Origin of the sequence: Olivibacter sp. EAT-5, assembly GCF_044784325.1 — a bacterium.
In the GTDB taxonomy this organism is placed as follows: Bacteria; Bacteroidota; Bacteroidia; order Sphingobacteriales; family Sphingobacteriaceae; genus Olivibacter; species Olivibacter oleidegradans.
Genome location: NZ_CP173028.1, coordinates 6,616,061 through 6,639,028, shown reverse-complemented (window position 1 = coordinate 6,639,028; position 22,968 = coordinate 6,616,061). Strand labels below are relative to the sequence as shown.

Below are 22,968 nucleotides of genomic sequence, written 5' to 3'. Positions count from 1 at the left end.
ATCGGATAGCGATTAGTTAATGCCTTTATAGCGAGCATCTCGCAGTAGTTGTTGAGCATCTTCAATACGGAGTAAGTCCATTAAAGACGTTTGAGGATGCGCTTCCATATATTTTTTTACTATTTGCCAGCCTAAATAAATACCTAACTTCGGCGCTGACTCGTTGTGACTGCCAAGTTCGGGTGTAAAAGGAGCTTCGCCAAAGTGTTTCTGAATTTTATAGTAGTCAGTTTCGTACAGCAAATTCTCCTCTAAAAACCAGGCCCATATATCTTTTTCGTAAGTGTTAGCCCAATTTATCTGCGCGGCGGTATAGCCGATTTTTAAACTATCAGCTAGGAGAGGCATCGACCTGTCCATGAGGTACATGATTTTTCCATTGTACAGCATTAGATCCAGCATACTTGGATTTCCTTTATCCGGTTCCGGAAATAGCTCTTCCCGCAGGTAAGTTTCAACCGTACGAGGCACGATATTCTCCTGCGTAAATCTTCGCGATATATAGAGTGGGATGCTTTTAATTAAAGCTGGATAAAACGGCGAGTTGGCACCTAAGAACATGTCTAGTCCAATACCAATATAATGCTCGTTAATGGGGGATTGGACGGTGAAGCCTGAGAAAAAGGCGATGAATTTTGGAATCTCTATGTTTGGGAAATAATACTTTAGATGTTTAAAGGCAATCGTTAGCTGCTCTTCTTGTGCGTTTAAAGTTGGATAAGTTTGTGAAATACTTTTTTTCAGCGCTATAAAATCACGACTCTGTAATATTTTTCTATAATTGTTGAAAAGCTCCGAGGTGTCTTGTAGATTTCCTGCTTGGAGCATATGCGTTATAAAGTCGCTATAAAATTGATCGTATTTTTTTTGCCATTGCGAATGCTTTTCAGATAGGTTATACGCGGTAAGGCTATCCAAGGATTGGTCGAAACGTTCGATTTTAATGTCAAGTTGGATGTTGCTTACATCAGGCTCTTGCCTATGCTTACATGCCATCAAAGTAATAGTCAAAAAAAAGAGGTAGATTTGTGCGCCTTTCAAATTAAGTGCCTTCATGCTTGTGATGATAGGCCGCTAAATTAATAATATAAAAAGTAAAAAGTGGAAAGGAAAGTTTATTTCGAGGTACGTGGAATAGGGAAATGGTTAAGTAGAGGAATAGTTGAGTAGTTAATGAGCCGATTAGCCAATGTGATGATGGGCTTATGCGAGCTTAAAGCATACTGCTTAGAGCTGATAAAATGGTTGAGTAGTTAATTAGAGCCGGTTAGCCAATGTGATGATGGGCTTATGCGAGCTTAAAGCATACTGCTTATGGCTTAGAGCCTTAGTACAGTAACTGTAATACATCAAAGCACTCGACACTCAACGTCTCAACTACTTAACGTCTTGACCATTCAACATTTTAACGACTAACGTTTTTTAATAACTTCAACGAATAACAAAAGATCAATGAAAATAAACATACCATTTAAAAAATTGGCGCTTATTACAAGCATATTTTTTTTCATGTTATCAAGTGCTAATAGCCAGGATTACTATGCATCAAAGTATGATAATAAGCGTATCAGTTTAGGAATTATGTTGTCGCCCAACATTAACTGGTTGCGGTACGGCGACTTTGATGTGAAGTCAAATACAGCTAAAATAGGTTACAATTACGGCTTAGTCGCCGATTTTGCGTTTTCAGAGAATTATTATTTTTCAAGTGGTTTGTTGATTGATAACTTGCGCGCTCAATCAGAAACCTATCAGAATGGACCTGAAGGGAACGATTTTGTGATCAATAACTATCGATTACAATATGCCCAAATTCCCTTAGGCGTAAAACTAAAAAGCACCCAAAAATATTATAGAAGTTATTATGGCCAGTTCGGCTTTACTTTAGGCGTTAAATTAAGTGCGAAGCAAGAAATATTAAACAGTAACAGGGTCGTAGTCCAAGAATCCAATAATATGAAAGGTAGCGCCGATATTTTCAGATTAGGTCTCCAAATAGGAGGAGGGGTCGAATGGCTGTTAGATCATAATTTGCGGCTTATGACGGGACTAAGCTTTAATAACGGATTTACACGTGTCATTAAACACGGAGGGGCTAATAATTCTTATTTTGCCTTTAATCTTGGTATACTTTTTTAATAAACGGATAGGTTCAGTAACATATGATTATAGCGATTGCGCAGACAAACTACCATATTGGTAATTTTGAGAGAAACACAGAAAAAATTATAGCAACAATAGCTGAGGCTAAAAGGAAAGGCGCTGATCTGGTGGTGTTTCCGGAAATCACAATAGGCGGCTATTTAGCTAAAGATTTATTTCGATATCGTTCTTTTCTGGATGCCTGCGAGACAAGTATTGAACAGATTGCAGCATCTTGTGTTGGGATCGCCTGTATTATTGGTGCTCCTGTAAGGAGTAAGCTGACCAAAGGAAAGCAGCTATATAATGCTGCGCTTTTTATCGTAGACGGAGCGGTAAAGGACACGGTTCACAAAACCCTTTTGCCGGATTATGATGTATTTGACGAATACCGGTATTTTGAACCAAATAATACCTTTAAGTGTGTCGATTATAAAGGGAACCGCATTGCACTTACTATATGCGAAGATTTATGGAATGAGCATTTCCCTTCCCTTTATCCGCAAGATCCCATGATCGAACTGGCAAAGCAACAGCCGAACATTATGATCAATGTCGCCGCTTCTCCATTTTCTGAAAGCCATTTTGAAGCTCGCTGCGCCGTTGTAACCGCCCATAGCAAGCGGCATGCATTGCCTGCGCTGTATGTCAATACCATAGGTGCTCATGCAGACATCATCTTTGATGGACGTTCGTTAGTGTTTGATGAGAAAGCTAAATTGATAGATGTGCTGAATCCTTTCGCCGAGGATCTTCGTTATTACCAGCTCAACGGGAAAGAGCTTGTTGCACGACAGTTAACCACTGTTTATAAAGAACCTGAGTCAATTGTTAATATTCATGAAGCTTTGGTTCTCGGAATCAAAGATTTTTTTGCAAAATCGGGCTTTAAAAAAGCCATATTAGGATTGTCTGGAGGCATCGATTCTGCAGTGGTTGCGGCTTTAGCCTGTGAGGCATTGGGATCTACGAATGTTATGGGAGTGTTGATGCCTTCCATTTATTCAACCGGGCATTCCGTAGACGATGCCATGGATTTGGTAGGGAATCTAGGGTGTTTACATGAAGTGATTCCGATTAAAGAGGCGACGGAAGCTTTCGATAATATGATGATGAAGGCCTTCAAAGGAAAGGAAAACGATATTACCGAAGAAAACATACAAGCACGTGTACGTGCAATCGTTTTGATGGCTATGTCTAATAAGCATGGCTATATTTTATTGAACACTTCTAATAAAAGCGAGGCAGCCGTTGGTTATGGAACCCTCTATGGAGATATGGCCGGTTCCTTGGGTGTTATCGGCGATGTACTCAAAACGAAAGTCTATCAGCTTGCCCATTATATTAACCGTAACGGCATTGTTATTCCGGAAAATACTATTACTAAAGCACCGTCGGCTGAATTACGACCCGATCAAAAGGATTCGGATTCGTTGCCTGAGTATAACGTGCTCGACGCGATACTGCATCGTTATGTAGAACTTGAGATGAGCAGCAAAGAAATTATAGCTGATGGTTTCGATGAAGCTTTGGTACAACGTGTTATTAAGTTAGTAGTAGGTTCAGAATTTAAGCGATTTCAGTCGCCTCCCATTTTACGTGTTACACGAAAAGCATTTGGCGTAGGTCGGGCGATGCCTTTGGTAGCTAAACATCCTTTTTAAAGTAAAATATTGTTACAATGCATTAAATTTTTCTAATCTGTAGCAACTTGGCATTAAATTCGTTATTTTTATAACACAATTGGGAGGTAAGTAAAATGAAAACAAAGTGGTTCCTGTTGGTTGTGGCAGTCGTGATGATAGCTGCCTGCTCACCATATAAATACTATACAACACAGAGTAAAAACGGGGCTTTTTCTCAGTATAAAACCTATGCTTGGTTACCGGGATTAGATTCGCTTTCTAAATCGTACTACAATAACTCAATAGCTGAGGAGAATATTTACGAAGCAGCGGATGCTGCGCTGAAAGCGAGGGGTTTGACTTATGATAAAAGCAATCCTGATTTGCTCTTTAGATATAAAGCGATCGTAAACAACACCAGTAGAACTATCTATGCGCCAATGTATGGCGGATGGGGTTGGGGCTGGGGTTGGGGTCCTTACTGGGGTTGGGGCATGGGAGGTGCTGTCGGTAGAGAGCGCTATCGTGCCGGTCATATTATCATAGAGGCAATCGATGCCAAAACAAAGAAGATTGTATGGCAAGGAAGAGGTACGGGTGAAGTTAGAAATCCTGAAAAAGCAGTAAATGACCTGCCGGTAGTTGTGCAAAATATTATGAAACAATATCCGGTAATGGCCCAGAACTAAGAATTTTTTAAGTGATGATTTGAAAAGGGGTTCTTCTGTTAGATTGAGCCCCTTTTTTAGTTTATAGTTGTGGTCTATACCGTCATGCTATTCTTTATTTGTTTATTCCAGTACTTATGAACTGACTTCGTTCATTATCACATGCGCTAATTATCTACTGAGTGATCTTCTACACAACAACGCAACCTCATGGGCTAATTAACTCATACCTCATCGACTAACCACTCCACGACCAAACCGTTTAAAAAAAGTTCCCAAAAGTAAAACCAAGTAGATTGCACATCCAAAGCAAGCTGCATAAGCAAAATAGTCGCCCGTTGCTGTATAGAACGTTATTTCTTCATTCAGATTAATATCTGCTTTAAGCGCAGTTGGTACCCACCATTCGCTCTGGCTAACGATATCCCCCCGTTGGTTGATAAAGGCTGAAATACCCGTATTAGCTGCCCGCGCCACCCATCGTCGGTTTTCTATAGCTCTCAATTTAGCGTAAGCCAAATGTTGGCTTTTACCGGAGGTGTTGCCCCACCAGCCGTCGTTTGTGATTACAGCGATAAATTGAGCGCCCTGTCGTACGTATTCAGCTACATAATTTCCCCAAATGGATTCATAACAAATGACGGGGGCAGCTCCAATGCCGCTTTGCGAGTAGAAGACCGAAGGTTTTTCTTGCGAACCATAACTCCCGGTGCTACCGCCGAATGCGGCAAATAAAGGTTTTAAAAAGGATAGATACGAAAATGGTGTTTGTTCAACACCTGGTACCAATTTCGATTTATGATAGAATTGCACTTTTGAGGAATTGTCAATTAGTACGGCAGCATTAAAAACGTCATAGTATTTGGATACGTTACTGAATTGACGAGCAGATGGTGTTTGAAGCGAATCGTACAACTGCATTGATTCAATCCCGGATAATACATTTCCGTTTTTATAATTATACAGAAAATCCCGTATGCGAAGATAGCTGTCGTTATTCCTTATTTCCTCTTCATTTACTCCGGGCGGTCTTTCAGGAATTGCTGATTCGGGCCAAATAAAAAATTCGGTATTTGTTTGTGCTTTATCTCTTGATAGTCGAATAAGGTTCTCAACTTGAGTGGCGACAGGTATATTGCCGAATTTGCCATAGGGGTCAATATTTGGTTGTACTACCACCACATTAGAGGGACTTTCATGCTCCTCATACGAGAAATATTGTACTAACGAAATAATAGATGGAATTAGAACTGCTAAGGCAAAACGTATAAATTGTTTGAAGTTTAGCGTGGAAGTTTTCTCATAAATTCGTTTACGTAGTACAAGAAATAAAGCAATGTTGCACAACCAGATCCAAGCCGTTCCGCCATAAACTCCGGTGTAGGCATACCATTGAATTAATTGATGTGTATTGGAAAAACCGTTTCCCAAGGTCATCCAAGGAAATGCGAGATCCCAGCTTTGATGGAGATATTCATAACCGATCCACAAGCACACAAGTCCAACGAGGCTACCGGATACACTATATCGTTTTCTGAGTTGATAGTAGAGCCTAAATACGATAGCTATCATTAAGGCGGCCAAGCCAAAAGGTATTAAGCTAATAAAAATAGCGATATAGGCTGGCATTACTGCACTTATTGCATTATATACCCAGTAAATTGAAGTTGTATTCCATATCAGCGCTGTAAAACCGGCTAAAAGAAATATTTTTTGTCCTTTCTTTGTTGTGTCATCTAAAATAACACGTTCAATAGCCATTAATAAAGGGACGAAAGCTATCAAAAGAAGTAGAGCAGAATAAGGAACGGGCGGCCAGCCCAGCCATAATAAAAAGGCACTTATTAGGGCCCAAATGTAATTGTTCTTCACCTTAAAATTGAGATAGGATTTCGTTTTTCTTATTTTCGTATTCGGCTTGTGTGATTAGCTGCTTTTCAAATAGCGTTTTCAGCTTCTTCAATTTGATGGTTACTTCGTCCTCCTGTTCGGCGGGTGTTTTAAGGACCGGCTCTTCTTCCGGTTTCAGTGGTGGTTCAATAGGTAATTCCTCCGGTAATGATTTTAACATAACAGGAGGTGTCGCGGCCTTTTTTAATTCTATTTCTCGTAGACGTTGCTCTTCCCGCTTCCTTTCGAGTGCTTCATTAGCTAGTTGATAAAGTTTTCTAGCTTGCACTTTCGGAATATATTCTACCGTTAAGTTCTCGCCACTTTGCGGAATTACCGTAAATTTTGCTCCAAAGAATTCCTCTTTAAACGTCACATCTTTTACATCCTGCCAAGTAAATATCTCAAAATTGGTAGTAAGACCTAGTTTAGCAGACTCACAAAGAATGATTCGCTTGCTGGTAATTACAACACAATCAGGTAGCAGTGTAACCGCTGGTTTTTTTTGTACAGCAATATAAGTGATCACTTCACCGGAAGTAAGCATGTCTTTTAACTTGCTTACGAGTTTTTCTACCACTTTAGGGTCTTGTTCCTCGTTTAGATATTGTTCTATGTACATCTTTTAAGTAAAATTCAAAATTCAAAATAAAGAATATAGGGTAAGTCGTTGAGACGTTAAGTCGTACATTCGACCATTCCCATTTCCTATTCAATTCACTCACATCGGCAACTCACAACTAAGCCATGCTAATTTACGATTTTCCTGCCACACAAATTACAAACTCCCCTTTTATCGGATTGTTTTTAAAATGTGTCAATACAGTTTCGATTGTGCCCCTTACATTTTCCTCGTATATTTTACTGATCTCTCGTGATACAGAAATAAAGCGGTCTTTCCCGAAATATATACTAAATTCCTCCAAGGTTTTTAGAATGCGGTGGGGCGACTCGTAAAAAATAGTAGTTCTCTCTTCGTCAATGAGCGATTTGAGTTTTGTTTGTCGGCCTTTTTTTATCGGTAGAAAGCCTTCAAAGACAAAGCTGTCTGTAGGTAATCCCGAATTTACCAATGCCGGAACAAAAGCTGTTGCGCCGGGAAGGCAAGAAACTTCCAGTCCATTTTTTATAGCTTCTCGGACTAACAGAAAACCAGGGTCAGAAATGGCGGGTGTTCCCGCATCGGATATGAGTGCTACTTTTTTACCTTCTTTTAAAAAGCGAATAATCTCGTTCAAGGCCTTATGCTCGTTATGTTGATGGTGAGCATAAGCCTTTTTATCAATCCCAAAATGCTTGAGAAGAGGCGCACTTGTACGTGTGTCCTCAGCCAAAATGATATCAGCCTCTTTTAGAATACGTATGGCACGGAATGTCATGTCTTCTAAATTGCCGACGGGTGTTGGAACGATATAAAGCATTTGTCTGTTATTAAGATCAAGTCATGGGTGTGAGGTGTCAAGAGATACCTGGATGCTACCGATGGCTTTTTATGAACATATCTTACTTACTTTTAAAGATATCAATGAGCTCGCTTTTTGCCATCCCTACAGGAGGGCAGGCCATCCCTACGGGAGCCAAGTTTTTGAATTTTTACTTTTTACTTTTTACTTTTAATATCTTTGTCTGCAAAAATAAGAATATATGTTGCAAATTAGCTATATCCGCGAGAATAGAGAGGATGTGATTAAGCGCTTACAAGTGCGTAATTTCGGTCAATTGGAATTGGTAGATGAAGTCATTCGTTTAGATGAAGACATTCGTTCCATCAAAACCCGATCAGAGTCCATTGCAGCGGAAGGTAATGCAGCAGCGAAACAAATTGGCGAATTAATGCGTCAAGGGAAAAGAGAAGAAGCGGAAGAAATCAAAACCCGGTCAGGAGAATACAAAGAACAGCTAAAAGTATTAAACGAAGAGTTAGGCTCTTTGGAAGAGCAGTTTTTTCAGAAAATTGTTCAATTACCCAATCTCCCCTACAAAGATGTACCCATGGGTAAAACAGCGGAAGACAATGAAATTGTATTGGAGCACGGTGAAAAGCCTGTTTTACCTGAAAATGCGTTGCCACATTGGGAATTGGCAGCCAAATATGATATCATTGATTTTGAGTTAGGAGTTAAGGTTAGTGGGGCTGGTTTTCCTGTTTATAAAGGAAAAGGAGCTAAACTTCAACGCGCTTTGATCAATTTCTTTTTGGATCAAGCAATTGAAAATGGTTATCGGGAAGTACAGGTGCCTATTTTAATCAATGGGGATTCGGGTTTTGGAACAGGACAATTACCGGACAAAGAAGGGCAAATGTATTACGTAACCGATGATGACTTATACCTTATTCCTACAGCGGAGGTGCCGGTAACCAATATGTATAGAGGGGAGATTCTCAAGGAGGAGGATTTTCCTATAAAAAATACGGCATATACACCTTGTTTTAGACGAGAAGCCGGATCCTATGGAGCACACGTTCGAGGATTGAATCGGCTACATCAGTTTGATAAAGTAGAATTGGTTCAGATCGTTCACCCCGAAAAATCGTATGACGTATTGGAGGAAATGAGCAAGTATGTGCAATCACTGTTGCAAAAGCTACAACTACCGTACCGAGTGTTACGCTTATGTGGCGGGGATATGGGCTTTGCCTCTGCTATGACCTATGATATGGAAGTATGGAGTGGCGCACAGCAACGATGGTTGGAGGTTTCTTCTGTTTCTAATTTTGAAACTTTTCAAAGTAACCGTTTAAAGGCACGATTTAAAGGACAGGATGGGAAAATGCATTTAGCCCATACGCTCAATGGAAGTGCTTTGGCACTTCCGAGGATTGTTGCTTGTATTTTGGAGGAAAACCAAACAGATCAAGGAATCAAAGTCCCATCGGTACTTGTGCCTTATACAGGTTTCGAATGGATTGATTAAGAAAAGTGGAATAGTTGAGTGGCTAATTAGCCGATTAGCCAATGGGATGATGGGTTTATGTGGGTTTAAAGTGTTACTGTTTATGGCTTAGAGCTGGTAAATGGTTGAGTGGTTAATTAGCCGATTAGCCAATGGGATGATGGGTTTATGTGGGTTTAAAGCATTACTGTTTATGGCTTAGAGCTGGTAAATGGTTGAGTGGTTAATTAGCCGATTAGCCAATGGGATGATGGCCTTATGTGGGTTTAAAGCGTTACTGGTTATGGCTTCTTGGTACTGTAACTGTAATACATCAACCACTAACCACTAAACATCTTAACTAGTTTACCACTCAACAACTTAAGATATATGCTTCATCAATGTGCGCTTGGCCAGCGGTAACAATGTCTGATCGAGTGGAAAAGTAATATCGCTTTCCACATGGTAAACCGCCGGATTGGGTAGCTTTTTCCGTTTGTGTATAAGATCTTTACGAATCGACTCCGGTGTTCCGTAAAGAAAATGCCGATCGTATTTGGTAACGTAATGCATATGAACGCCACGATATTTTTCGTCTTTTCCTTCAAACAAAGTCACTTGATATTCATATACTAAAATGCCTTTCTCATCTCCGTTTTTTAATAGCATATATCCATTATATGGGTAAAGCGGCATTACTCCAATCGACTCAATGGTCAAACGGCTCTCTACAAAATCATAAATCTCTTTTCCTTCTTTTAAGACGCTACCTAACTTTACGATAGCGTAACTGATAATGCGTTCGATCTCCATCATTAATTCATCGTCGTTCACTAGCTTTTCATAGGTTAATTTTACTGCTTCCGTATCGGCATGGGTTAAACGCACCGGAAAAGAATCTTGCAGTGTTGTCTTATCCTTCTTGAACTTTTGTAAATTATTATAATGAAAGACCAAATCATTTAAGTTAGGATATAGCCTATTTTTGTGGAAATGATGGTTGATTTCTTTAAGATAGGCTAAAAGGTGATATTTCTTGTATTCAAAATCCAAGGGAATTTCGATAAACCAATCGGCATTTAATTTAGACATATTAACCTCCGGTTTTATATGTTTAAGTTATGAAAAATTTATCGAATATACAAATCAGCTATCCATCAGCTTTTTTACCTGTATTAAAAGCAACTAACTACTCAACCATTGCCGATGCTCTAAGCCATAAGCAGTACGCTTTAAGCCCGCAATAAGCCCATCATCACATTGGCTCATCGGCTCATCAACTACTTAACAATTTCCCTACTCAACCATTGCCGATGCTCTAAGCCATAAGCAGTACGCTTTAAGCCCGCAATAAGCTCATCATCACATTGGCTCATCGGCTCATCAACTACTTAACAATTTCCCTACTCAACCATTGCCGATGCTCTAAGCCATAAGCAGTACGCTTTAAACCCGCAATAAGCTCATTATCACATTGGCTCATCGGCTAATCAACTACTTAACAATTTCCCTACCAACTATTTCCTACTATTTCCTAAACTAGTACCTTTACAAGCTAAATTAGAACCACAATATGATGAAGAAAAAAAATCGGAGCATTTGGCTCTTTAGTGTACTAGCAGTCGCACTTTTACCCGCTTGCAATACTTCTGAAAAGCAAACTTCAGTTAAGGACACGTTTAAAGTTTCCGTCGATTCCTTCGCAGACCTCGAAATCTTACGTTATCAGGTACCGGGCTGGGAACAACTTACATTAAAACAAAAGACTTTCGCGTATTATCTCTATCAAGCGGCACTTTCGGGTCGTGATATTATCTATGATCAAAGAGGAAAGTATAATTTAACAATTAGGAAGACGTTAGAAGCCATTTGGCATAACCCTAAAACGGAGCAATCCGGAGATGAATGGGAGAAATTTAAGGTTTATTCAGGACAATTTTGGTTCAGTAACGGGAATCATCATCATTATTCAAACGATAAATTTGTGCCTACTTGCACTTTTGACTACTTTGCTAAATTGGTGAAGGCTTGCGACGAAAAGTCGCTCCCGTTAAATGAAGGCGAGACTGTAGAAGCCTTTTTGGCAAAAATGAAAGAGATCATCTTTGATCCGTCGGTTGAGTCTAAAATGGTTAACTTGACAGAGGGTATTGATCACGTTGCGCAGTCGTCTAACAATTTTTATGAAGGTGTTACACAACAGGAAGTCGAAAATTTTTACAATTCATTTCCACATACAGGGCAAGATCCGGAATGGGGCCTGAATAGTAAAGTTACCAAAGAATCGGGCAAGTTGATTGAACGTGTTTGGAAAATGGGCGGCATGTATGATGCAGCCATCAAGCAGATGGTGCATTGGATTGAGAAAGCTATTCCATTAGCGGAAAATGACCAACAGAAAAAATCGCTGTCGTTGCTCGTAGATTATTATAGAACGGGCGACTTAAAAAAATGGGATGAGTACAATATTGCATGGGTACAAGATACCACTGCTACCATTGATTTTGCGAATGGTTTTATCGAAGTTTACAACGATGCCATCGGCATGAAAGGTAGCTATGAAGCCGTTCTTTCCCTAAAGGATTTCGAAAGTACCAAACGAATTAAAGCCATCGCGGATCAGGCGCAATGGTTCGAAGACAATTCACCATTGATAGCAGAGCATAAGAAGAAAAAAGTAAAGGGAATCAGTGCCAAAGCTATCACGGCAATTGTAGAAGCAGGTGATGCCGCTCCTAGTACTCCTATCGGAATTAATTTACCGAACTCTGACTGGTTACGCAAAGAGTATGGCTCAAAGTCAGTGTCTTTGAGCAATATCATACATGCTTATAATGAAAGTAGTGCCAGCAGCGGGTTCTTGGATGAGTTTGTTAATAATCCGAAAAAATTGGAGCGTATGAAACAATTTGGGAACCTGGGAAGCGATTTGCATACCGATATGCATGAATGTATAGGTCACGCTTCGGGCCAGATAAATTCGGGAGTTGGAACTCCGGACAAAACCTTGAAAAGCTATGCTTCGTGCCTAGAAGAAGCTCGCGCTGATCTCGTTGCCTTGTACTATGTGATGGATCCTAAATTAGTTGAAATAGGCGTTATGCCTTCTTTAGAGGTCGGGAAAGCCGAATACGATAACTATATGATGAACGGTTTAATGACGCAGTTGACACGGCTAAAGTTAGGTGATAATATAGAAGAAGCCCACATGCGCAATCGTGCGTTGAATGCTTACTGGGTATATGAGCGCGGGAAGAATGATAAAGTTGTTGAATTCATCAAAGCTAACGGTAAAACCTATGTGCAGATCAATGATTATGAAAAATTGCGTACTTTGTTTGGCGAGCTGCTAAGAGAAATCCAACGCATTAAATCTGAAGGTGATTATGAAGCGGGTAAAAATCTCGTTGAAAACTACGGCGTGAAGGTTGATCAAGCGCTGCATAAAGAGGTGTTGGAGCGGTATGCGAAATTAAATCTCAAGCCGTATAAGGGCTTCATACAGCCAAAATTGATTGCAATAGAAGAAGATGGACGAATAACGGATGTTAAAATCGAATATCCCACTTCTTTTTACGAACAAATGTTGGAATATGGGAAAACGTATGGCTTCTTACCGATAAAGAATTAGAACGGTGCGAGAAGTACGGTATAGGGTGTAAGGTCTAAGGAGTACGGTATAGGGTGTAAGGATTAGGCTTTTCACCTTATACCTTTATCACTATCTTTGCGGCATGAATCATCGAGCCGTAATTTTCGATATGGATGGAGTCATTTGTCATACCAACCCATATCATGCAGAAGCGTTTAAGCAATTTTTTGATAAAAGATCAATTCCGTATACCGAACAGGAATTCATAGATCATATGTATGGTAAGCATAATAGCTATATCATGAAGTATTTTCTAAAAAAAGAGCTTAGTGATGAGGAGGTGAAGGAACTGGAGGACGAAAAGGAATTGTTATTCAGGACCATTTATGCCAATCATATTGACCCTATACCAGGATTTCTGAGTTTTTTGTCGAGCTTGAAAGATGCAGGATATAAAACCGGGGTGGCTACTTCGGCGCCTTACTTAAATCTCGAGCTTATTTTGGACAAGTTAGCATTCGCGCCTCAAATGGAATCGGTATTAAGCAGTGAAGATGTAGAAAAGCATAAGCCTAATCCCGAAGTATATTTAAAATCGGCGAAAAATTTGCAGGTATTACCAACGGGCTGTGTTGTTTTTGAAGATTCATTTTCGGGCGTGACGGCAGCGGTCAATGCAGGCATGAAGGTTGTTGGAGTTCTTTCTTCTCATACCAAAGAAGAACTACCACCCTGTGACTACTATATCCGCAATTACCACGATATTGACCTGGAGACTCTCGATCGGTTATTTCGCTAGCTTGTTAAATAGTAACAGTGGCAGCAGCACGAGCACGCTCTCTCTTATTGATGTTGCTACAGTTCGTGCCGCTGCTACATTTAACTACACTTCTTCCTCACTGCTGATCCACTTGCCTACAACGGGAGCTTCATACGAATACATCTGCTCAATCAGCGTATCAATATCCTGATTAACCAATAACATATTACGATTGCTTTCCTTTAAGAGGCCGTTATTGACCATTTGATCGAGCAATAAGACGAGGTGGTCATAAAAGCTATCTGTGTTGAGCAGCCCGATGGGCTTTTTATGTAGGCCAAGTTGGGCCCAGGTAATAATTTCAAACAGCTCTTCCATGGTTCCAAAACCTCCCGGCAACGCTATAAAACCATCAGACAGATCATGCATCTTTGTTTTACGTTGATGCATGGTTTCAACGATATGCAGTTCGGTAATACCTCCATGTGCCAACTCCTTCTTTTTTAGAAAATCAGGTATGATACCGACGACTCTGCCCTTCTTGCTCAACGCGCCATCCGCAACGGCTCCCATTAAGCCTACTTTAGCGCCACCATATACAAGTTGAATACCCTTTTGCGCTAACGTTTCGCCAAGTAAAAAGGCTTGTTCCATGTAACTGCTTTTCAGTCCGTTACTAGATCCGCAAAATACGGTAATACTCTTAATGTTGTTCTTCATATAATTTTTCCAATTCTGCTTTCACAAATTGTATCAGCTCTTTTATGTAAGTTTGGCTGAAATCGAAGGCAATTCCAGCCGTTTGATAAATTTCGGGAATTGTTTTCGTGTACCCCAGTTTAAGGGCATCTATGTATTGCCTTAAACCTAATTCAGGGTTTTCCTTATAATTTTTCCATACAGCAATCGCTCCCAATTGAGCCATACCATATTCAATATAATAGAACGGTACCTCGTAGATATGCAGCTGCTTTTGCCAAAGGAACGATTTTGCCTCCTCTTGGCCGTCCCAGTTCGCGAAATTATGGCCAAAGCGATCAAAAATCTCATTCCATGCGATAGCCCGTTGTTCCTCCGTATGGTCGGGATTAGTATAGAGCCAATGCTGGAATTGATCAACGGTAGCCACCCAAGGTAAGGTTTTCAATACATCTTCCAGTTGTTCTCGTTTGGCGCGTACGAGATCCTCATGGTTTTCGAAGAACGAATCCCAGTAATCCATCGAAATGAGCTCCATGCTCATGGATGCTAGTTCGGCAATCTCACTGGTAAGGTGCTTGAAGTCGTTCAGTTCTAAGTCGGCAGTTAGAAAGGTATGCAAAGCATGCCCCCCCTCATGGACCATAGTTGTTAAATCTCTGAATGTGTTGGCCGAATTCATAAAAATAAACGGAGCACCGCTTTCCGCTAAGGGATAGTTATAGCCACCGGGAGCTTTCCCTTTTCTGCTTTCCACATCAAAAAGTTCACGTGCTTGCATAATTTCGATGTATTTGCCAATAGATGGATCTAATCGGTTGAAACAAGCAGCGGTTTTTTCGATCAGTTCTTGTCCGTTATCAAAAGGTTTAAGCGCTGGTTTTCCCGTAATATCCACTTCCAGATCCCACGGCTTTAGCTCGTTAATCTGAAGCGCATTTCTACGTATTTCTGCTTTTTCTAGCAAAAGCGGAACCACTTCTTTTTCGATTGCTGCATGGAAGGCATAACAGTCTTGAGGAGTATAGTCAAAACGACCTAGGGATTGAAACATATAATCGCGATAATTTTCAAAACCGGCATTCAGCGCTACTTGGTGTCTTAGCTTCAGTAAACGGTTAAAAAGACTATTCAACTGATCTTTATCTTGTAGGCGCCTGTTGTTTATGCGCTGCCAAACCTCTACCCGTTTTTGCTGGTTAGTAGCCTTTAAAAATGTAGCCGCTTGGGGAAGCGTATAACTTTTACCATCAACTTCCACCTCCATATTTCCGGTGATGGATTGATATTTTTGCTGTTCCACCTGCAATTCGGTTAAAAGTGGGATGTTTTCCTCTCTAAATATTTCCAACGCTTTCTTAACCCCCCTCAAATAGATAAAATACTTTTCTTGATCCAATTCCTTTACAAAGGGGGATTCTATAAGTTTTTTATTTAATAAATTGGCAATGGGTGCTATTTTCGGCTCAATCTCCGTAGCGAAATATTGAAAATCTTGAAGTAATTTCTCATCTGTTGTATCGCATGTCATACGGATATAACGCCAAGCGAAATCTTCTTCCAAAACTGCTTCTAATTCACTACGGTCAAGCATCCATTGTTCCAATGCTTCTTTGGAATCAATGGATCGATTTTGTAAGTCTTGAAACAAAGGATTCAGATTTTCCCATAAGATGGACAAATCTTGTGATACAAATCGACGGTTAATTTTATTTGGTGTCTGCATATATCTTTTTATGAACGTTTGAAGTGGAAAGGACATTAATTTCTTTGTCCCTTATTCCCATTTTATAGCGATTGTATTAAGCGGTACGCCCTTATTGGCTAAAGGCTTAGCTTCATGTTGATTAAATGGAGGATAGGAGACAAAAGCTCCGTTTTTAATGTATTCGATGGCTGTAATCGCTGCAGCGACCAACTTTTTATTGTTTGAATAAGAATGGCAGTCTGCATTGCCATAATATCTAAGTTGTGTACAACACATTAACAGTTTATTATCCACTGATCCTAGGTGTACACTTCCCTGTATTTTCGCAAAGTGCGATTGATTTAACGGGATTATGATCTCCTGTGTTTGATGGTGGGTATGAGATGGTTTTTCTAAGTCAATGATTAAAAAAAGAAATCTGATTGAAGCTGCATACATCTTTAAATGGTTCGGAAAAACCTCCGTCGGATTATGCTCATTTACCATGATCTTTATTTCTCCTGTAGGGCTATAAAGGAGTTCTAGCGGGCTTTTATATATCAATGATTCAATAGCTGTGTGCCTGTTTAAGTTCAAACCGAGCAGCATTTTAATATTATGGTCTTCGAATCTTTTAGTTTCTGATGGATGTATCGGCTCCTTTCTGAAAATTTGTTTGCAAACCTCAGTTAATCTATTGTGTATACCATCATATTTATATTCATCTAAAACAGGCTTTAAAGCTATTTTTAACTGCTTCCCTACGGCGCTGCCCAAACCGAAAGTTTTTTGGGCCGCAACACTTCCCGGTGAAAAATTATGGGGCTTAGTGGAGGCCCTTTTTGTAAAGTGCTTGCCGTTACGATGATAATGAACATGATCACCTAATTTTCCGCTAAGGGTAATATCACTTGTTTGTTTTGCCATAGTATTACCAATTAGTCGGCATTTTACAATATTTTTCGTAAATTTGCAAAGTATTCCTTCCAACACCTAAAAGCTTCCTAATTTCAATAATTACATCAGATTTTTCAATGTTTGAATCCACGTCAAGTCCACGTGAAATCCACCTTTAGTCCACGTCATATCCACCTATCATTCGGTATACCTCCGCTATCCATCCGTATTTCATTGCTTTTCTATAGAACGTATATAGTACGGATGTTACAGGAATATCATAGGAATGGAAGACGGATGAGAAAGGGATCTCCCAGGACATCTATTTAAGCAGGGCTTTTATTTGCTTTTGACCGGAAAAGCATCGGGTAGTGCAAACACTTACTCTTTTTCCATTGTGTCTACTGTCATATTAATAATAGCACCTTTTTAGTAAAGGCTTAACCAAAGAAATAAATATCCAATAAAAAGAACATAGCAAAAATAACGGAGGCAATCCCATTGGTGGTCATAAACGCCCGATTAACTCGTCGTAAGTCGGTAGGACTTACGATAAGATGTTGATAGACGAGTAGCGAACAATAAAAAAGAACACCTATAATATAGAACCAACTTAAATGTAGATAAAACATAGGGATGATTACGCAACAAGCCGATAGTATATGTAAAACTTCGGAAATACGTAATGCACCCTTCTTGCCAAAGTAAGCCGGTATCGAGTTTAAATGATGGCTTCGATCAAATTCTTCATCCTGTAAAGCGTAGATAATGTCAAAACCGCTTACCCAGAAGAGTACAGAGAACGCATATAACACCGGTACGATATTGAAGCTGCCCGTTACAACCAAATAAGCACCGAGAGGAGCTAAACCTAGACCTAATCCCAATACCAAATGGCACAGAGGCGTTATACGTTTGGTATAGCTGTAAAACAATACAACAAATAGTGCTACAGGCGAGAGGTAAAAGCAAACAGGATTAATAAAATAGGTGGCTATTACAAAAATAATGCAGTTTATGATGGTGAAAATTAGTGCGCTCTTTGCACTTATACGGCCTGCTGGAATATCACGCATAGCTGTGCGGGGATTAAGCGCATCAATATCCCTGTCTAGATAACGATTAAAGGCCATGGCGGCATTACGCGCTGAAACCATACAGATCAACATCAGTAACAGTAACAACCAATTGAACGTATAATTGGTTGTGTGAATGGCTAAAAAGAAACCAATAAAAGCAAAGGGCATCGCAAAAATGCTATGTGCAAAAAGAACAAGCGATAGGTATTTTTTCATTTGTGTAATTGTAACGGCGTGCTACGCACCGGCTGATGTCAGCTTATGTTTATATCGATGATATTAAACGGTGAATCTCTGATTAACTTCGTCAATTAAACCAAGTACTTCGTCGCACCCATTTCGGGTTTCGGACGAGGTGAGTATATGTGGTGGAACTTCTTCAAACCAAGTTAAAAGAGCCTTACGAAACAGTTCTATATTATGTTCCGATTTTATTTTAGACTGTTTATCAGCCTTGGTAAAAATAAGAATAAAGGGAATGCCTTTTTCTCCCAACAAACAGCAAAAATCCAAATCATTTTTTTGTGGTGTTAATCTGCTGTCTATCAGCACGAATACACATTGTAGATTCTCCCGGTTAAATAGGTATTTTTTTATAAATTTTTCCCATTCGCTGCGATTTGTTTTAGAGGTTTTTGCATAACCGTACCCCGGTAAATCTACCAAAAACCACTCCTTGTTAACTAAAAAATGGTTTATTAACTGCGTTTTTCCGGGTGTTTGCGAAGTTTTTGCTAAACCTTTATGCTGAGTTAACGCATTGATCAATGAAGATTTTCCCACATTTGAACGTCCTATAAAGGCGTATTCAGGAATCGTAGGAGGAGGAAGCTTATCTATCCTTGTGTTGCTACAAACAAATTCAGCACTTTTTATGATCATAATAGGCAAAGATAGCATTTTAGTTGTACGTTTTAAGCCGTAAATAGTTGAGTAGGGAAATGGTTGATAACAGACAAGGGATAGGATACTCGGCATAAGACATGACACATTATGTCTGCAACGCTAGTCGACCACTCACAACGATTATTACATAGAGACCCTTGGCGAAGAACGCAATTTTGTATAAGTTTGCGTACGCATGGATTCAAACACAATTACCCCATATAAAGATGACAAGGTAGGCAAGAAACAACAGGTCGCTACCATGTTCAATAATATATCGAAGACCTACGATTTCCTCAATCACTTTTTATCTTTTGGTATTGATATCATATGGCGAAAAAAGGCGATTAGGTCGCTCCGCCAATTGCAACCTAAAAAAATATTGGATGTAGCTACCGGGACGGGTGATTTTGCCTTTGAGGCTATTAATATACTGAAGCCTGATAAAATAGTCGGAGTTGATATTTCTGAAGGGATGTTAGCGGTTGCCAAGGAGAAAATCGCAAAGCGAGGTGTGGGCAATAAATTTGAAGTAGTGTTGGGAGATTCGGAGGGTTTACCTTTTGATGATGGATCATTCGATGCCGTTACGGTCGCTTTTGGCGTTCGCAATTTTGAAAACCTGGAAAAAGGTCTTGCTGATATTTGTCGCGTGTTAAGGCCGGGAGGGAAAGCGGTTATATTGGAATTTTCAAATCCAAAAACTTTTCCCATGAAGCAACTTTACAGTGTTTATTCCAGGACACTCATGCCTTTCTTCGGAAGATTGTTCTCCAAAGATCGGGAGGCTTATAGCTATTTGCCGGAGTCAGTTGTACAATTTCCGGATGGTGAGCGGTTTACAACAATTCTTGATCGAGTAGGTTTTTCAAAAACAGTGTGTAGACCGCAAACTTTCGGTATTTGTAGCATTTATATAGGCACAAAATGATGATAAAAAAAGGTATTGCATTGGGCGTTATGCTCGTTTTTTCTTTTGTTGCGAGTGCGCAAAAAAGAATGACTTTACCTTTTAGCGGCGAGTACGATGAAGATCAGATACTTCATCTCGGCTTTTTCTTTACCTATCAGACTTCTTATTATAAGGCCACAAAAAATGCCCATTGGCAATCATCCAATGGTGGTGTTCCGGGAAGAAGGTTGGTAGGGTTAAAAACGCCTGCCGCCATGGGCGGAGTAGGCTTCGGCATCCCAATTGATGTACGGATTGGTGGGAATGCAAATTTTATTGTCAGGCCCACATATTTGATATTCGCTAATCAGTCGTTGGACTATACGTTTTTGGACGAAGCCACAGGCGAACGGGTTACGATATCTAAATATCATAAAGAGGAACCCAACCCTAATGCAAGCGGCAACAGCTTAGATAAGAACTTTTTTGCATTTGAAATGCCTGTTCTATTTAAGTTTAAATCGGATATGAAAAAGATCTACGGCGAAGATAAATATCGGGGCTACCTTGTTGGAGGTGCAAAATTCAGTAGAAATATAGGACGGAACAAATACTATAACGAGCTTACAGAAAATCGTCCGGAATTCATGCCCCTTATTGTAAAACCTTATTATTTTTCATATGAAGCAGGGGTAGGTGTCGATTTGTTTTTTGAGTACTTCAAGATGTCGGCAGAGTTAAAATGGTCGCAAACCATGAATAGCATTCTCGATAAAAAATGGAAGAACTTACCCAATCCTTTTATGGAACCACTTGATAAACTATCGCTAAGAAGTATCCAATTCAGTTTGATATTTGAGTAGTTGGCTGAACGAGTCTTTTATGAGGGAGTGATTTCAGAAAGCATAAAAGGAGATGGACTTACATAGATAAAAGAACAAAACAGAAGGAATTCATTTAAAAATATCGTGTTTACCTTGAGCAGTATAACACGATAAAAATAACATGTTAGGAATGAAGACGGTCTTTATAACAGGTGCAAGCTCCGGAATTGGTTTTGCCTGCGCGGAAATATTTGCAAGGGAAAAGTACAACCTTTTATTGGCATCCCGCCGGGTAGACCGATTGCATGCCATGGCTACTGATCTACAAAATAAATATGGCGTTCAGATTCATGCAATAGGTTTAGATGTACGGGATAAGAACCTAGTACAAAAGGTATGGAATGAATTACCTGAAAATTGGAAGGTTATTGATGTTTTAATCAACAATGCAGGTTTGAGTCAGGGATTGGAACCGATACAAGAAGGCAACACTGACGATTGGGATCGCATGATTGATACTAATTTGAAGGGCTTACTTTATGTTACGAGAGCCGTAGCTCCTGCTATGCAAGAGAGAAAGACAGGACATATCATCAATATCGGTTCGATTGCCGGGAAGGAAGTTTATCCAAATGGAAACGTGTACTGTTCAACAAAGCATGCAGTAGATGCCTTGACGAAAGCGATGCGAATCGATTTGTTGCCGTATAATATAAAGGTCACAAGTGTTGATCCGGGAGCAGTCGAAACTGAGTTTTCCGTTGTTCGGTTTAAAGGTGATAGAGAGAGAGCTAAAAAAGTATATGAAGGTTTTACTCCCTTGTCTGCCGAGGACGTTGCAGAAGCTATTTGGTTCGCAGCTTCCCGTCCACCCCATGTAAATGTAAATGATTTATTGCTAATGCCAACGGCTCAGGCAACCAGCACTCTTTTCCATAAGGAGCCATAAAATATTTTTATCGAAACTTGGATTGTATGCTATTTTGTGGTTATTTTGAGACTGATCGATTAGCAGGAAAGGTAAATCTTAAGTAAATACTTGTTCCTGTTTACCTGTTTTATGTGTAAAATAATTAGTTTTGCCCAAAAAGTAATGTCGCGGTAGCTTATAATATAGGGAACAATCCCAAACGTTAAATAATTCGCATCACAAAGGTGCATAATATAAAATGAATATGGCTCTTGAGAACACGATAAATCAGGATATTAAAGCGGCTATGTTAGCCAAAAACGAGGCTCGGTTGAGAGGATTGAGAGCAATTAAATCTGCTCTTTTACTAGCGAAGACAGAAAAAGGAGCAACCGAAACGTTAACGGAGGAAACAGAGGTAAAAGTCCTACAAAAACTCGTTAAGCAGCGTAAAGAATCGGCTGAGATTTATTTGCAACAAAACAGACAGGATCTTTATCAAATAGAAAAAGAAGAACAGGACGTTATAGAAGAATACTTACCCAAACAGCTCAGTAGGGAAGAGATCGTTGCAGAGGTACAACGTGTAGTACAAGAGGTGGGTGCAACAAGCGTCAAAGATATGGGCAAAGTAATGGGCCTTATTAATCAGCGTTTAGCAGGCAAAGCTGATGGAAAGACGATAGCAGAAGTAGTTAAGGAGCAGTTAAGTGCCTTATAGGAGGTGCTAAACATGATTGCATTTCATCAAAAGTTATATAGATACTAGGAATTATTATATGGAGTTGACCATTAAGGAAGATAAGGGTTTTAAATATATAGATGAAGGTACAGGAGAAGTGGTGCTTATGCTCCATGGTTTAATGGGAGCCTTAAGTAACTGGGAAGATACAGTTAGCGAATTGAAAGAGACCCATAGAGTGATCATCCCCATGTTGCCGATATACGATATGCCGATAATCTCAACGGGTGTTAAAAGTTTAACAAAATGGTTTGAAAAATTTGTTAACCACCTCAAGTTAAACAATTTTGTACTAATCGGTAATTCTTTAGGAGGCCATGTGGCTCTCATGTATGTCGCGGAGCACCAAAATAAAGTGAAAGCGCTGGTATTGACGGGAAGCTCAGGATTATATGAAAATTCATTTGGCGGCTCATTTCCCAGAAGGGAAAGCTACGATTATATAAAGGAAAAGGTAGAGTTTACCTTTTACGATCCAAAAATAGCTACTAAGGAACTAGTAGATGAAGTTTTCGAAACCGTAAATAATAAAGAGCGAGTCATTAAAACAATCGCTATGGCTAAATCGGCAATTCGGCATAATATGGCCAAGGAATTGCCAAATATTAAAATCCGAGTAGGCTTAATTTGGGGGAAAAATGATAAAATTACGCCGCCGGAAGTAGCGGAGGAATTTTTAGAAAAACTGCCCAATGCTGAATTGACCTGGATCGATCAGTGTGGCCATGCTCCAATGATGGAACAACCTTTGCAGTTTAATCAACACTTAAAAGCATTTTTGAATAAACTGGATGCATAGGTA

21 protein-coding genes are annotated in these 22,968 nt (G+C 39.7%); 11 read left to right on the top strand and 10 right to left on the bottom strand.

Going from position 1 to position 22,968, the window contains the following annotated elements:
• Positions 1 to 12 precede the first annotated feature (12 nt).
• The gene (locus tag ACH11B_RS28110) at positions 13 to 1,056 is read right to left on the bottom strand and encodes a gliding motility protein (protein WP_013668413.1); all 1,044 of its coding nucleotides are present in this window, start codon (positions 1,054 to 1,056) and stop codon (positions 13 to 15) included.
• 396 nt (positions 1,057 to 1,452) lie between these two features.
• Between ACH11B_RS28110 and ACH11B_RS28105 the strand changes: the two genes are divergently transcribed.
• The 3 genes from ACH11B_RS28105 to ACH11B_RS28095 all read left to right on the top strand — a co-directional run bounded on the left by ACH11B_RS28105 (position 1,453) and on the right by ACH11B_RS28095 (position 4,456).
• A complete protein-coding gene (locus ACH11B_RS28105; protein WP_013668412.1) occupies positions 1,453 to 2,139 on the top strand; it encodes an outer membrane beta-barrel protein in 687 nt (228 codons plus the stop codon).
• A 23-nt stretch (positions 2,140 to 2,162) separates the two neighbouring features.
• Positions 2,163 to 3,806, top strand: a complete 1,644-nt coding sequence (locus ACH11B_RS28100; protein ID WP_377611569.1) for an NAD+ synthase — start codon at positions 2,163 to 2,165, stop codon at positions 3,804 to 3,806.
• 95 nt (positions 3,807 to 3,901) lie between these two features.
• Positions 3,902 to 4,456 carry a DUF4136 domain-containing protein gene (locus tag ACH11B_RS28095; RefSeq protein ID WP_013668410.1) on the top strand — a complete coding sequence of 185 codons (555 nt, stop codon included), beginning with the start codon at positions 3,902 to 3,904 and terminating at the stop codon, positions 4,454 to 4,456.
• 210 nt (positions 4,457 to 4,666) lie between these two features.
• Here the strand turns inward: ACH11B_RS28095 and lnt are convergent, their stop codons facing one another.
• From lnt to rsmI, 3 genes are all read right to left on the bottom strand, one after another.
• Positions 4,667 to 6,307, bottom strand: a complete 1,641-nt coding sequence (gene lnt / locus ACH11B_RS28090) for an apolipoprotein N-acyltransferase (RefSeq protein WP_377611567.1) — start codon at positions 6,305 to 6,307, stop codon at positions 4,667 to 4,669.
• A 1-nt stretch (position 6,308) separates the two neighbouring features.
• Positions 6,309 to 6,947 carry a PH domain-containing protein gene (locus ACH11B_RS28085; protein WP_013668408.1) on the bottom strand — a complete coding sequence of 213 codons (639 nt, stop codon included), beginning with the start codon at positions 6,945 to 6,947 and terminating at the stop codon, positions 6,309 to 6,311.
• 133 nt (positions 6,948 to 7,080) lie between these two features.
• Positions 7,081 to 7,746 (bottom strand): 16S rRNA (cytidine(1402)-2'-O)-methyltransferase, encoded by a 666-nt coding sequence (gene rsmI, locus ACH11B_RS28080; protein WP_013668407.1) that lies wholly within the window; start codon positions 7,744 to 7,746, stop codon positions 7,081 to 7,083.
• Between the two features lie 223 nt (positions 7,747 to 7,969).
• Between rsmI and serS the strand changes: the two genes are divergently transcribed.
• Positions 7,970 to 9,241 carry a serine--tRNA ligase gene (gene serS / locus ACH11B_RS28075; RefSeq protein WP_013668406.1) on the top strand — a complete coding sequence of 424 codons (1,272 nt, stop codon included), beginning with the start codon at positions 7,970 to 7,972 and terminating at the stop codon, positions 9,239 to 9,241.
• 339 nt (positions 9,242 to 9,580) lie between these two features.
• Here serS and ACH11B_RS28070 read toward each other — a convergent pair whose 3' ends face one another.
• A complete protein-coding gene (locus ACH11B_RS28070) occupies positions 9,581 to 10,291 on the bottom strand; it encodes a hypothetical protein (RefSeq protein WP_013668405.1) in 711 nt (236 codons plus the stop codon).
• A gap of 481 nt (positions 10,292 to 10,772) precedes the next feature.
• Here ACH11B_RS28070 and ACH11B_RS28065 point away from each other — a divergent pair, with 481 nt between their 5' ends.
• Both ACH11B_RS28065 and ACH11B_RS28060 read left to right on the top strand, forming a co-directional pair.
• Complete coding sequence (locus ACH11B_RS28065) at positions 10,773 to 12,830, top strand: dipeptidyl-peptidase 3 family protein (RefSeq protein WP_377611564.1); 2,058 nt, start codon at positions 10,773 to 10,775, stop codon at positions 12,828 to 12,830.
• Positions 12,831 to 12,933: 103 nt separating this feature from the next.
• Positions 12,934 to 13,590, top strand: coding sequence for an HAD family phosphatase (locus tag ACH11B_RS28060; RefSeq protein ID WP_013668403.1), 657 nt, complete (start codon positions 12,934 to 12,936; stop codon positions 13,588 to 13,590).
• A gap of 84 nt (positions 13,591 to 13,674) precedes the next feature.
• Here ACH11B_RS28060 and ACH11B_RS28055 read toward each other — a convergent pair whose 3' ends face one another.
• From ACH11B_RS28055 to yihA, 5 genes are all read right to left on the bottom strand, one after another.
• Positions 13,675 to 14,271 (bottom strand): TIGR00730 family Rossman fold protein, encoded by a 597-nt coding sequence (locus ACH11B_RS28055; RefSeq protein WP_377611562.1) that lies wholly within the window; start codon positions 14,269 to 14,271, stop codon positions 13,675 to 13,677.
• Positions 14,255 to 15,976, bottom strand: a complete 1,722-nt coding sequence (locus ACH11B_RS28050) for a M3 family oligoendopeptidase (RefSeq protein ID WP_377611560.1) — start codon at positions 15,974 to 15,976, stop codon at positions 14,255 to 14,257. The genes ACH11B_RS28055 and ACH11B_RS28050 overlap by 17 nt, the downstream gene beginning before the upstream one ends.
• 51 nt (positions 15,977 to 16,027) lie before the next feature.
• Positions 16,028 to 16,864, bottom strand: a complete 837-nt coding sequence (locus ACH11B_RS28045; protein ID WP_377611558.1) for a hypothetical protein — start codon at positions 16,862 to 16,864, stop codon at positions 16,028 to 16,030.
• Positions 16,865 to 17,274: 410 nt separating this feature from the next.
• Positions 17,275 to 18,129 (bottom strand): UbiA-like polyprenyltransferase, encoded by an 855-nt coding sequence (locus ACH11B_RS28040; RefSeq protein ID WP_377611556.1) that lies wholly within the window; start codon positions 18,127 to 18,129, stop codon positions 17,275 to 17,277.
• A gap of 63 nt (positions 18,130 to 18,192) precedes the next feature.
• A complete protein-coding gene (yihA, locus tag ACH11B_RS28035; protein WP_041387796.1) occupies positions 18,193 to 18,795 on the bottom strand; it encodes a ribosome biogenesis GTP-binding protein YihA/YsxC in 603 nt (200 codons plus the stop codon).
• Between the two features lie 199 nt (positions 18,796 to 18,994).
• Here yihA and ubiE point away from each other — a divergent pair, with 199 nt between their 5' ends.
• The 5 genes from ubiE (at position 18,995) to ACH11B_RS28010 (ending at position 22,965) form a co-directional block, all read left to right on the top strand.
• A complete protein-coding gene (gene ubiE / locus ACH11B_RS28030) occupies positions 18,995 to 19,729 on the top strand; it encodes a bifunctional demethylmenaquinone methyltransferase/2-methoxy-6-polyprenyl-1,4-benzoquinol methylase UbiE (protein WP_013668396.1) in 735 nt (244 codons plus the stop codon).
• Positions 19,726 to 20,553: a hypothetical protein gene (locus tag ACH11B_RS28025; RefSeq protein WP_013668395.1), complete on the top strand. Its 828-nt coding sequence runs from the start codon at positions 19,726 to 19,728 to the stop codon at positions 20,551 to 20,553. The genes ubiE and ACH11B_RS28025 overlap by 4 nt, the downstream gene beginning before the upstream one ends.
• A 142-nt stretch (positions 20,554 to 20,695) precedes the next feature.
• Positions 20,696 to 21,463 (top strand): SDR family oxidoreductase, encoded by a 768-nt coding sequence (locus ACH11B_RS28020; RefSeq protein WP_377611554.1) that lies wholly within the window; start codon positions 20,696 to 20,698, stop codon positions 21,461 to 21,463.
• A 226-nt stretch (positions 21,464 to 21,689) separates the two neighbouring features.
• A complete protein-coding gene (locus tag ACH11B_RS28015; RefSeq protein ID WP_013668393.1) occupies positions 21,690 to 22,145 on the top strand; it encodes a GatB/YqeY domain-containing protein in 456 nt (151 codons plus the stop codon).
• Between the two features lie 58 nt (positions 22,146 to 22,203).
• A complete protein-coding gene (locus ACH11B_RS28010) occupies positions 22,204 to 22,965 on the top strand; it encodes an alpha/beta fold hydrolase (protein ID WP_013668392.1) in 762 nt (253 codons plus the stop codon).
• Positions 22,966 to 22,968 lie beyond the last annotated feature (3 nt).